The 12,990-nt window shown below is 30.2% G+C and carries 9 protein-coding genes; 3 read left to right on the top strand and 6 right to left on the bottom strand.

Annotated features, from left to right (window positions below; translation table 11 throughout):
* Positions 1 to 47: 47 nt before the first annotated feature.
* The 4 genes from Ollyesu_RS11620 to Ollyesu_RS11605 are packed head-to-tail and all read right to left on the bottom strand — an operon-like array spanning position 48 to position 5,570.
* On the bottom strand, positions 48 to 1,499 hold the full coding sequence (locus tag Ollyesu_RS11620; RefSeq protein WP_279301391.1) for a polysaccharide biosynthesis C-terminal domain-containing protein: 1,452 nt from the start codon (positions 1,497 to 1,499) through the stop codon (positions 48 to 50).
* Positions 1,500 to 1,528: 29 nt separating this feature from the next.
* A complete protein-coding gene (locus tag Ollyesu_RS11615; RefSeq protein ID WP_279301390.1) occupies positions 1,529 to 2,812 on the bottom strand; it encodes a glycosyltransferase family 4 protein in 1,284 nt (427 codons plus the stop codon).
* A 37-nt stretch (positions 2,813 to 2,849) separates the two neighbouring features.
* Positions 2,850 to 5,288 carry a YfhO family protein gene (locus Ollyesu_RS11610; RefSeq protein WP_279301389.1) on the bottom strand — a complete coding sequence of 813 codons (2,439 nt, stop codon included), beginning with the start codon at positions 5,286 to 5,288 and terminating at the stop codon, positions 2,850 to 2,852.
* Between the two features lie 30 nt (positions 5,289 to 5,318).
* The gene (locus tag Ollyesu_RS11605) at positions 5,319 to 5,570 is read right to left on the bottom strand and encodes a DUF4834 family protein (RefSeq protein ID WP_111659438.1); all 252 of its coding nucleotides are present in this window, start codon (positions 5,568 to 5,570) and stop codon (positions 5,319 to 5,321) included.
* 118 nt (positions 5,571 to 5,688) lie between these two features.
* On the opposite strand from Ollyesu_RS11605, the gene Ollyesu_RS11600 reads away from it, so the two are divergent.
* Genes Ollyesu_RS11600 through Ollyesu_RS11590 form a run of 3 tightly spaced genes read left to right on the top strand, consistent with a single transcriptional unit; the run spans position 5,689 to position 10,389 of the window.
* On the top strand, positions 5,689 to 6,753 hold the full coding sequence (locus Ollyesu_RS11600; protein WP_279301388.1) for a transporter: 1,065 nt from the start codon (positions 5,689 to 5,691) through the stop codon (positions 6,751 to 6,753).
* A gap of 14 nt (positions 6,754 to 6,767) precedes the next feature.
* Positions 6,768 to 7,886 (top strand): GTP cyclohydrolase, encoded by a 1,119-nt coding sequence (locus Ollyesu_RS11595; RefSeq protein ID WP_279301387.1) that lies wholly within the window; start codon positions 6,768 to 6,770, stop codon positions 7,884 to 7,886.
* Positions 7,807 to 10,389 (top strand): WG repeat-containing protein, encoded by a 2,583-nt coding sequence (locus tag Ollyesu_RS11590; RefSeq protein ID WP_279301386.1) that lies wholly within the window; start codon positions 7,807 to 7,809, stop codon positions 10,387 to 10,389. The genes Ollyesu_RS11595 and Ollyesu_RS11590 overlap by 80 nt, the downstream gene beginning before the upstream one ends.
* Before the next feature lie 53 nt (positions 10,390 to 10,442).
* Here Ollyesu_RS11590 and Ollyesu_RS11585 read toward each other — a convergent pair whose 3' ends face one another.
* Both Ollyesu_RS11585 and Ollyesu_RS11580 read right to left on the bottom strand, forming a co-directional pair.
* Positions 10,443 to 11,702 carry an aminotransferase class I/II-fold pyridoxal phosphate-dependent enzyme gene (locus Ollyesu_RS11585; protein ID WP_279301385.1) on the bottom strand — a complete coding sequence of 420 codons (1,260 nt, stop codon included), beginning with the start codon at positions 11,700 to 11,702 and terminating at the stop codon, positions 10,443 to 10,445.
* 185 nt (positions 11,703 to 11,887) lie between these two features.
* The gene (locus Ollyesu_RS11580) at positions 11,888 to 12,928 is read right to left on the bottom strand and encodes a cysteine synthase family protein (protein WP_279301384.1); all 1,041 of its coding nucleotides are present in this window, start codon (positions 12,926 to 12,928) and stop codon (positions 11,888 to 11,890) included.
* Positions 12,929 to 12,990: the final 62 nt, after the last annotated feature.

The raw sequence follows: 12,990 nt of genomic DNA, 5'->3' as shown, positions 1-12,990 counted from the left end.
AAAACCTACAACGGTTGTTTGCCCTAAAACAATTGCTGTAGGTTTTTTTATGGAATAAAACGTTTTAATATACTAGTAATATCTTCAGATAAATTAAACTTATAAACAGACCATCCATAAATAAATATTAAAATCATACTTTTTAAGCCAATATTTATAATAGGATGAAAAGGAAATTCCCAATAAAATAATAATAAGCCACAAAAAGTTATAAGCAACATGGTCTTAATTGTACTTAAAGTAAAAGGTTGTATATTAAATTTATTGTAGACAAACATCAGCTTAATAGTATTGTAAACAAATATGGTAATACAACTTGCATAGGCTGCACCATTGATACCAAATTTTGGTATCAATAAAAAATTCAAAACTACAGTCATAACAGCTAAAACCACACCAAATACAAGTACAATTCTGTAATAATCGCTGTTAAACAAAATGGCATTATTATTACCTAAAAGGTTATCAAATAACTTGGCTAAACCAATGACTAATACTACCGTAAACCCATCACTATAATTTTGTGGTATAAGTAAGTATAATTGGTTGATGTTAATAATGATACACAAAAAAATAAAACCGCTGATGATAAATAAATTAAGTGAGCTTTTTTGGTATAGTGATTTTAAACCAAATTTATCTTTATCATTTAATAATTTAGCAGTCAATGGATGCGTTATTAAGTGCATAGACCTTGCAGGAACACCTATAACGGTCGCTATATATATTGCCACACCGTAGTAAGCAACATTATTTAGTGCTTTAAATTGACCTAACATAAATTTGTCTATCTCTAATATGATATTAGCAATAGAACCTGCAATAATAATTAATGCAGAATATTTTAAAACTGATTGTAGATTAGGGATTTTTGACCATTTTAAAACTGGTAGTCTCAAGCTAAATGCGTAGAGTTTCATTATAAATGTTCTGAATACATACACGATTACAATTCCATAAATGAGTTGCTCTACATTTAAATATCCAAAATGAAGTAATAGTAGTAAAATAGTTATGCAAACTCTATGAAATACCTCTTTCATAAAATTACCAAACACACTTTGCAATTGTACTCTACTCCAAGCATAAAAAACCTCAAAGTAAGCAAACATTATAGCGCAAATGTAGATTAACCAAGTGTAATCTTTAATTACGATATTTTCTTTTGCCAGCCAATTAGAAATAGTATCATAGGCAACATGTGTAATTAAACCAGCAGGTATAATTATTACAAGCGGTAATATTAACATTAATGTTAAAAACCCATTTTGAGACTGTCTAGTTTTAAAAGCAGAATAAAATTTAACAATGGTATTATGCGTACCAAATGCCATTAATGGCATTAATATATTTGCTGTAGATAAGATAAATGTGATTAATCCAAAATAAGCTTCACTTAAAAATTTGGTATATAAAAAAATGACGTTAATAGCTCCAATAGCAAAACCAATGTAAGTTATTACAGTGTTTTTGATAGATTGGTTAATAACTATTCCCATAACATTTAAAAAGGATTTAAAATTCTAATTTAGGAAGGATTTATTAATTCTGCTAAAGATTTTGTTAATTGCTTTCTAGAATATTGTTGAAGTCCAATAGGATTGGTTTTCAAGTTGCCTTGCTTATAACTTTCAAAATGATGAAGAATAATCTGTTTTATTCCCTCGTAATTATCATAATTAAAATACTGTCCTGTATTGGTTTCTTTTATAATAGAAGCAACATCTGCTCCTTTAGGTCCAATTGCAATTATTGGCCTGTTAGACACCATATATTCAAATAATTTTCCTGGTATGATAGCTTTAGTATCTTCAGAATCTATCTCAATTAACAATAATAGTTGTGATTTTTTTTGAAATTTAACTGCTTCATTGTGTGAAACATAACCTATTCTATTTAAATAATTAATTAAATTATTATTTTTAATAGACTGTATAACTTCTTCTCCTACTTCACCCACCAAATTTAATTGAAATTGAGCAGCAATATCTTTATCATTTTCAACTAAATCTTGTAAAACTTTCCAAAGTACTTCTGGGTTTCTTTTAGATAATAAAGACCCAATATGTGACAATGTAAATTTGCTATCTAATTCTTTTACATTTACTAATTCAGAATCATAACCATTAGTAATAACGTGGATAGGTCTATTGGTAATATCTTCAAATTCTGACTTAGTGCTAGGACTAGTAACAATTATTTGATCTGCATTATTTAGCACTTGCTTCTCTAAATTTTTGTGTTTTGCTTTAGAGGCTTTATTTAATTTTAATTGTTTATGGTAGCCAATACTTGTCCAAGGATCTCTAAAATCTGCAAGCCAAGTCACACCTAATTTTTCTTGTAATTTTAATCCAATTAAATGTATGCTATGTGGCGGACCACTAGTAATAACAGTATCTATATTAAAATCAGACATATAAGTTGACAAATATCTAACAGATGGTTTTACCCATTTTTTTCTAGCGTCTGGAATAAAAAAGTTTCCTCTTACATATAGCATTAAGCGCTCTAATAAATTTTGTTTTTCTTTCTGCGCAATTATCCCTTTACTAATCGTTTTACTTTTTTTAGAAAATAGTTGTGCTAACTTATAAGGTTCTGTTATCGGTTGTTTAATTATAGTAACCGAAGGTACTTCGTTTAGCAAAGATTGATCTATAATTGGGTAATTAGCATTAGAGGGACAATACACAATAGGCTCTACACCAAACTCTGGAAGGTATTTTACAAATTTAAGCCAACGTTGTACTCCTGGACCTCCAGCTGGTGGCCAATAATATGTAATAATGAGTACTTTTTTTTTATTCATTACAATATCGCTTTCGCGGAAATTAAGCCATGAAATATTAATCTTTTTGAGTTTGTTTTAAACTTTTGAAACCAAAAAACAAACCACTTAGCACCAATAGTCCAAGAAGAATAGAACTTGCTAAAGCAATTGTACTTCCTGTTTTGACTACTTCAGGCTCAAATTTAAACTCTATGGTATGCTTACCTTTTGGGACTTCCATTCCTCTTAAAGCGTAATTAACTTTTATATGAGGTCTTAAATCACCATCAATGTAAGCATTCCATCCACTACCATAATACATCTCAGAAAACACTGCAAATCCATCGTTTGTGTTTTCAGATTCGTATTTTATGTAATTTGGTTTGTAATCAACAACTTTTATGGTTGAAAGTGAATCCTTTTTAAAAGTATTAGGAAGATTGATCTTAGTTTTTGCTGATTTTGAATACACCGCAACTTTTTTATTAGATAGTGTATCTAATGACTTAATTTCTTCGTCAGCAGAATCAAAACTTAATAAATTTTCTATAAACCAAGTATTTCCATTGGCATCGTTATTAACATATGGAAAGGGTTGACCATCTTCACCTTCTCCAATAATGTATTTTGCGTTAAGCATATTTAGTACATTAATGTTATTTCTAGAGATATAAAACTCGTATAAATCTTGGAAACGTTTAGGTTTAGCTGCATGGTAACCACCTAATGCATTATGATAATAGCTCGCTTTTGCAGCTCCAGAGGTCAAGTCGTATACTCTAAAAATAGAATTGTCCTTTAAGATTTGTAAATCGGCTTGATTAGGCTGATACGGTTTTTGCATCGTTAGTTTTGACACAAAATCATCATTATTAACATAGCGTTTGTTAACACTAACCAAATCGACAACTATAAGTAATCCTATTATTATGACGACTTTAGTTTCTGACAACTTTGCCTTCAAAAAGAAATAAATTACTCCAGCAGCTAAAAGCACAAAAAACAATGTTCTTAAAGTATCAGTAGTAAATAAACTTGCTCTATCGTCTCTTAAGGCATCTAAAAAAGGCTGACCATAACTGTCTCTAATTCTTCCATCTGTACCTCCTACAAAATCAATAATTCCAGTAAATCTCCCAAATAAAAACAAAATTGCTAATCCACATGTAATGGCAACTGTATATTTTAAAGCATTTATTTTTTCTTCAGTTTTAACAACATCATTAAACAATCTAACTAAAGCAAATACAGCTAATACAGGAATACATAATTCTAAAATCACTTGTATAGAACTTACTGCTCTAAACTTGTTGTAAAGCGGAATGTAATTAATGAAGAAATCGGTTAAAAACTCTAAATTTTTTCCATAGGAAAGTAATAAGGACAGAATAGTACCACCAACTAACCACCATTTTAGACGTCCTCTAACTAAAAACAACCCTAAAACAAATAAGAAAATGACCACTGCACCAATGTAAGCTGGTGCTTCAACTATAGTTTGATTTCCCCAATAGGTTGGTAATCCTTTTGTATACTCTCTAGCCTCTACAGGTGATACACCTTGTTTTACAAAAAAGTCATACATCGCAGAATTTTCTCCTACATCTTCTCCACTTCCACCTCCTAAAAATCTTGGAATGTATAAATTAAAAGTTTCTAGTAATCCGTAACTGTATTCTGTAATATAATCTTTGCTAAGTCCATCTGTATTTTCACGTGGACTACCATCTGCATTAATAGTCAACTCGCTTTTACCTCGTGTACTCTCTTTAACGTAGTCTTGAGTGGCTAAAATATTAGTAGCATTTAAACCAATAGCTAATAGTACTGCTGCACTTAAAATTCCAACCGATTTAAAAAAATGTGGTAACATTTTCTTTCTATAAGCATCAATCAAATAAGAGGCACCTAACACCAAAACAAGTAACATTAGATAGTAAGTCATTTGAAAGTGATTAGCTACCAACTCTAATCCCATAGCTACTGCTGTTAATAAAAAACCAGCTAGGTATTTACCTCTAAAGGTGAGTAAAATACCACTTAAGACTAAAGGCATATAAGCAATTGCATGCGCTTTGCTATTATGTCCTACGCCCAAAATTATTATGAGATAGGTAGAAAATCCAAATGCCAAAGCACCCAATCCAGCCAGTTTCCAATCTACTTTAAGTACTAATAACAGTACATAAAAGCCTAAAAAATAGAGAAACAGATAATCTGCAGGCCTAGGTAAAAATCGAAGCGTTAAATCTAACTTTTTAATGTAATTGTGTGGATACTTAGCACCTAATTGATAGGTAGGCATACCTCCAAACGCACTATTGGTCCAATATGTTTCTTCTCCTGTATTAGCTCTAAAATCTTTTTGTTGCTTAGCCATTCCAGTGTAGTGAACAATATCACTCTGGAAAATAACTTTACCTTGTAAAACTGGGCTAAAATAAGCTAGAGAGCAGATAATAAATCCTACCAAAATAATAACATGTGGTATGATTTTTTTAAACGAAAATTGCATAAATATCTTTAAAAACTGTGAGGTTGAAAATTACTCAATTTCTTCGTAATCTACATACTCACCAACATTTTTATTTGAAGATTTATTTTCAGGCATTTTGTCTATGGATATTTCACCCTCTTTTTGGATAGGCTCTTGTCTGTGTTGGTTGAAGGCACCACCAAAACGTTCTTCAGCCTTTTTTGCTGCATACTTAAAAAGCATTGGAGCAAATAATCGTGATAAGATTTTTATACCGTAATAAATTAAGGCAATTATAAGTATGGTTCTTAATAAACCCATATATTAATTTAATTATATATTTAACTGTATAACAAAAATACAATACTTCATTTTTAAATTAAGTTTTAAATACTTAAAAAAAATATAAAATCTTATATTTGACTTCAAACATTAAATTATGCTTAACCCAAAAACAATATTACACTACCTCCTACTTTTAGTTGGTTTTACAGCTACAGCACAATATACAGAAGTTATTAATTCTAACAGACCTGGTGTATCTAGAAGTGCTTTTTCTGTCGGAAAAAATGTAGTACAGTTTGAAGCTGGTCCATACATTGTAAAAGAAGAGCATACACCACTAAAAAACGAAGCTTCAGGATTTGGAATTGATTTTGCTGTTAGATATGGTTTAGTTTGGGAACAATTAGAATTAAATGTTGAAGGCACTTATCAAAATGATACATTTACAGATAATCGTTCTGCATCTTTCCCCTCTGAAACTGATCGTGCTAATTTTAGATATTTAACTTTAGGTGCAAAATACTTAGTATACGATCCATACAAGAATCGTGGTGAGGAAAAACCAAACTTATATAGCTACCACGCTAACAGAAAGTTTAAATGGAGCTATTTAATTCCTGCGGTAGCAGTTTATGTTGGTGCTCATTATGATGCAGAAAATAACACTTATATCCCTTACACCAATCCATTTACCAGACCAAGTTATGAAGGTGGTTTTACACCTAAAGTAATGGTTGCGACACAACATAATTTTAATAGCGGTTGGGTTTTGGTTATGAATTTTGCTAAAGACAGAATTGGTTCTGATTATTCAGATTTTCAATATATAGTAACATTAACCAAAGCAATAAACACACAGTGGGTACTTTTTGGAGAAACTCAAGGTATAAAAAGTGATTATTATGCGGATAATCTATTTAGATTTGGAGGTGCCTATCTATGGAGTAAAAATTTTCAGTTAGATACTGCGTTAACCTTCAACACAAAAGACACACCTTCTGTTTTTAGTGTCAATTTTGGAGCGTCATACCGATTGGATTTTCATAAAGATCCCGAAGCAGATCAAGATAATGGCACTGACGTTTTAGAAGAATACGAAAGAAAAGCAAACAAGAAAAAGAAGAAAAAGAAAAAAGACGAAGATTCTGATGATAATCCTGAGGATTCAGGTAAACGTAAAAAAGAATCGCAAGTAATAGATTTTGATGACGAAGACTAACCCTTTCTTTTTATATGATTACAACCAAAAAAGTAGTTTCAAAAGCAGATTATAAAGCATTTGTTACTTTCCCTTTTAAAATTTATAAGGATTCCAAATATTGGGTACCTCCTATTGTTAGTCAAGAATTAGCCACTTTCAATAAAAGTAAAAATCCAATATTTAATGATGCAGAAGCTACATTATTTTTAGCTTATAAAAATAATAAGCTAGTTGGTCGAATAGCTGCAATAATTAATTGGTTGGAAGTTAAAGATCAAAACATTAAAAAAATGCGTTTTGGTTGGTTTGATTTTATAGATGACAAAGACGTCAGTAAAGCATTAATCACTGAGGTTTACAACATAGGAAAAGCCAATAATTTAGAGTATACAGAGGGTCCTGTTGGGTTTTCTAATTTAGATAAAGTTGGTGTAATGACAGAAGGATATAAGCAAGTTGGTAATATGATAACTTGGTACAATCATCCATATTATATCAATCATTACGAGGCATTAGGTTTTGATATTGAAAAAAAATATTCTGAAAGCAGGTTTCCTTTTGCCAATGTAAAACCTGAATTTTTCCTTAAAGCACAAGAATTAATTAAGAGACGCTATCAACTTAAACCTTTAACTTTTACAAAAACAGCACAAGTCATGCCTTATGCAGATATGATGTTTGATTTATTTAATGAAAGTTATTCTGCGTTATCTTCATTTGTTGCTATTACTGATATACAAAAGGAATATTTTAAGAAAAAATTTATCAGTTTTATAAATCCAGAGTATATCAAATTTGTTGTTGACAAAGAAGATAAATTAGTAGCATTTGCTATTGTTATGCCAAGATTTGCAGAAGCATTACAACAAATTAATGGAAAACTTTTCCCATTAGGGTTTCTAAAGTTACTTAAAGCTAAAAAAGAAAGTAAAGACGTTATGTTTTACTTAATAGGTGTACATCCAGAATATCAAAATAAAGGTGTACATGCTGTTATTTTTAATGAATATTACAATACATTTCGTAAAAAAGACATCAAAACGTGCTATCGTACTCCAGAATTAGAAGATAATGAAGCCATACATAAAATATGGAAACATTTTAACCCTGAAGTTTACATTAGACGTTGTACTTTCAAAAAGACGCTTTAAAACATTTTTCTTCAATTTTAATCAATTAAAAATTATGAGAGCTTATCTCCTGCTGCTATTGTGTTTCAATTTTATTATTTCAGTGACAGCTCAAACCATTGGCAGCGATCAGGAATTGATGGAAGAAGAACTTATGGAAGTCCCAATAGAAGAAGTCAAAACGGACGAAAATACAATTTGGCAGTTCAAAGAAAATGGTAAAATTGGATTTAAGGTTAATAAACAAGTGGTTGTACAGCCCATTTATGATGAAGTATATTATCTAAATAAAGAGAGCTTTATTGTAAAAAAAGGACAGTTTTATGGTGTTATTGATAAAACATTCCATCCAATAATACCTATAAAATATGATAAATTAGAGAAAAAATATTTTGGCAATTATATTTTAGCCACCAAAAACAATAAGCAAGGTACTTTTGATATAGATGGAAAAAAAATCCTATCTGTTAAATACAACAATATAGTGTATTGTAATCCAGAACTAAATATTGGCTTAATAAAAGATGAAGATGAAAACATTTTTTTTATTTATAAAAATGAAAAAAAGTTAAAAGCACCTTTAAGTAAAGTTTCTGTTTATAAAAATGCAATTATTGCTAGAACAGATAATAAGTTCGGTGTTTTAGGTGAATCCGGAATTATTATCCCATTTGAATTTGATGCTATTGCAGAAAATTTGAAAAACTTGAGGTTAAATAAAACAGAATTGATGTTAAATAAAAGTAATTATGACATTAATTTATTAACCGTTTACAAAGAAGATAAATATGGATTAATAACTCCCGAAGGTAAAGAGATCCTACCAACTATATATAACAAAATAGCTTTTGATTCTGGTAGAAACTTGTATAATTTGACAAAAGAAGACAAAAAAGGTATTTATTTCAAAACTAGTAAAACACTGTTACCAACTATTTATGACAATACTTATACAAGTGGAAGACGCTTTGTTATACTTACAAAAGACAAATTAAAAGGAGCTATAAATTATAATGGAGAAATTATTTTGCCAATAGAATTTGACAATATAAGCGTTCATGGTCTTAGTACTAGTTTTAAGGTCTCAAAAAACAAAAAGGTAGGTTGGTATAATAACAAAGGGGAAGTTATCATCCCTCCATTATATGATGAAATGGATGATTTTTATCAAAGTGGATTTAGTAACTTTTATGAAGTTAGAATAGGAAAACAAAAAGGTATTATAGCTAAAAACGGTGAAACTATTTTACCAGTTGAGTTTGAATATGTATTTCCAAAATCAAACTTTTTTATAGCGATGAAAGATGATAAAAGAGGACTTTACAATAAACAAGGAAAACAAATACTACCTGTCGAGTATAACTCCATCAATGAAACAAGTACTAAGCAAAGTAATCTTTTGTATGCGACTAATACTAATTCCACAATATTCATAAATAAGAAGACAGGAACACAATTATTTGACCAAGGTTTTAAAGGTTTTGGATATATATATAACCAAAACAAACTTATCAATCCGTTTAATGAAAATGGTAAAACATTTTTATTAGTCCAAAGTATGAGAGAAAAATTTGGAGTTATTGACGAAACAAACTTGACTATAAATATCCCATTAATATATGACCAAATTTTACAAAAATTTGAAACAGATAATGCAACGTATTATATAGCAAAAAAAGGACATAAATTTGGAGTAATAAATCATCAAAACAAAACTATTATTCCTTTTGATTATCAGTTTATAGAGTTTGGCTTTATGAGTTCTTATATCATTGAATCAATTAATTTTGTTGCTAAAAAGAATAATAAATTTGGTCTTTTAGATCTTAAAGGCAATCAATTAATACCATTTAAGTACAAAGCTTTAACTAAAATTAGCTTAGATAATTTATTTAAAGCAAAAGCTGGAGAACATTATAAATTAATCAATTTAGAAGATAAAACATTAAACGCAGGACCATTTGATCAAATAGCTAATTTTGAATCTAATGAAGCTCAAACATTCTATAATGGAGAAATGCGTGTTATAAATAAAGATGGAAAGTTTTTAACGCCTAATATTGCTATGCAACCACATAATGGTTTTGATACTTTTGAAGCACTCAAATTAGAATTGATAGATGCTTTAAATGATAAAAATGATGACGCTTTAAAGTTATTTGCTAAAAAAATAGCGCCATCTAAGCACTTACTAAGGTATGTTTCAAAAAACATTTTTAATGATAAACCACTCTCAACAATAGACACAGATTACGCTGTTAAACGATATTATGATTTATTATTAGAATTTAAATATAGAACTTGGAATGACGAAAGGTTTTATGACAAAAGTAGATTAATGCGTATAGACGAGTTTACGTATCACAGAACTTATTATGGACATTCTATAGTAACAAATACTAGAAGAAGTGATCCAGCTTATGGTGATACTAGAATATTAGAAAAATTGTTAAGAAAGTCCATTAAAATTAATGGCTACTGGATAAGTAGTTTTTTTATGGATAGACGATTTTATAGGAACTAAAAAAATCCGATTCATTAGAATCAGATTTTTTTATAAAATGTAATGTGGAAGCGTTATTCTCCCATTGCCTTTATTAAAGCAGCAGACATACGCTTGTAAGTTCCATTTTCTAGTCGGTCTCTAATAGCATCAAAAGCATCTAAAGTTTCTGATACATCTTCTAGAGTGTGAGTTGCTGTAGGAATCATTCTTAGTAAAATAAGCCCTTTAGGTATAACAGGGTACACTACAATAGAGCAGAAAATCCCGTAGTTTTCTCTTAAATCACGTACTAAAGCCATAGCTTCTGGAATACTACCATTTAAGTATACAGGAGTTACACAACTTTGTGTGGTACCAATATCAAACCCTCTATCTTTTAATCCAGACTGTAACGCATCAACAATTTTCCATAAGTTTTGTTTCAACTCAGGCATGGTACGTAACATATCTAAACGCTTTAAAGCACCAACTACCAACTGCATTTGCAATGATTTAGCAAACATTTGAGAACGTAGGTTATACTTTAAATAATCTATAATTTCTTGATCTGCTGCAATGAAGGCTCCTGTACTTGCTAAAGATTTAGCAAATGTTGCAAAATACACGTCGATATCATCTTGAACACCTTGCTCTTCTCCTGCTCCTGCTCCTGTTTTACCAAGAGTTCCAAAACCATGAGCATCATCTACAAACAATCTAAAGTTAAATTTTTGTTTTAATGCTACAATCTCTTTTAAACGTCCTTGTTCTCCTCGCATTCCAAACACACCTTCAGAAATAACAAGTATTCCTCCACCTGTTTGCTCTGCCATTTTAGTAGCACGCTCTAGATTTTTTTCTAAACTTTCAATATCATTATGCTTGTAGGTAAAACGTTTACCATGGTGTAATCTTACACCATCTATAATACAAGCGTGTGCATCAACATCATATACAATAATATCATCTTTACCTACTAATGCATCGACTGTAGATACCATTCCTTGGTAACCAAAGTTTAATAAATAAGCAGCTTCTTTGTGTACAAATTCTGCTAGTTCCTGTTGTAATTGCTCGTGTAAATCTGTGTGACCAGACATCATACGTGCACCCATAGGGTAGGCAGATCCGTATTGTGCAGCAGCTTCAGCATCAACTTTTCTAACTTCAGGGTGATTTGCTAATCCTAAATAATCGTTTATACTCCAAGTGATAACCTCTTTTCCTTGAAATTTCATTCTATTAGAAATTTCTCCTTCTAATTTAGGAAACACAAAGTAACCTTCTGCTTGTGCTGCCCATTTACCTAATGGTCCTTTGTCTTTGTATATTTTTTCAAATAAATCTTTCATTGTAAAACGCTATTATTAAGCTATTATAGTTTAAAATAATTGGCTTAAGCTATTAAAATTTAGTTAGATGCTACAAAATTAGGCATTTTTACTATACGTGCATAATAAATAGTTCATCTATTATCAACAAAAAAGTTAATCTTAATTAAAATTAAGATTAACTTTAATGATATTTATTGTTATTATTATTTTATATACTGGATACTTTGTGCAGCAGCTTCGTTTTTACTGTCAAAAAATCCTTGCTCATTCATCCATTTATCACTGTAAATTTTACTCATATACCTTGACCCATGATCTGGAAAAATCACAACAATATTATCATCTTCTTTAAATTCTCCACTTTCATTTAATTGCTTGATAGCTTGCATTGCTGCTCCTGAGGTGTAACCTACAAACAATCCTTCTGTTTGAGATATTTCTCTTGCAGTATGTGCACTTTCCTCATCTGTTACTTTAACAAACTCATCTATAGTATCAAAATCTGTAGCTGTAGGAATTAAATTTTTACCTAAACCTTCAATTCTATAAGGATAAATTTCTTTATCATCAAACTCTCTTGTTTCGTGGTACTTTTTTAGTACAGAACCGTAAGCATCTACACCAATAATCTTAATATTTGGATTTTGTTCTTTTAAGTATTTAGCAGTTCCAGAAATTGTTCCTCCTGTACCACTACAAGCTACTAAATGCGTAATTTTACCATCGGTTTGATTCCATATTTCTGGACCTGTAGATTGGTAATGTGCGTCTATATTTAACTGATTAAAGTATTGATTAATATAAACAGATCCTTTAATCTCATCATGTAATCGTTTTGCTACTTGGTAATAACTCCTTGGGTCGTCTGCAGTAACATTAGCTGGACAAACATAGACTTTTGCGCCCATATTTTTTAGCATGTCAATTTTATCTCCAGATGATTTAGAACTTACAGCCAAAATACAATCATATCCTTTAATTACACTAACCATAGCTATGCTAAATCCTGTGTTTCCAGAAGTGGTTTCTATAATGGTATCACCTGGTTTGATGATGCCTTGCTTTTCAGCTTGTTCAATAATGTATAATGCAATTCTATCTTTTGAAGAATGTCCTGGATTAAAAGCTTCTACCTTTGCTAGGTAATTCCCTTTAAATCCTGAAGTCATTTTTTTTAGTTTTATCATTGGTGTTTGACCAATAAGGTCTAATACGCTATCAAAAACTTGTTTGTTGTCTTTCATAAATGCTATTTAAAAGCTACTTATTTTGGGCTTTAAAACTCAAAACCTCGCAAAAATAAGCA

The sequence above is a fragment of the Olleya sp. YS genome (assembly GCF_029760915.1).
GTDB lineage: Bacteria > Bacteroidota > Bacteroidia > Flavobacteriales > Flavobacteriaceae > Olleya.
Note: the sequence above shows the minus strand (reverse complement) of the source record. Positions and strands in the feature narration are given on the sequence as shown.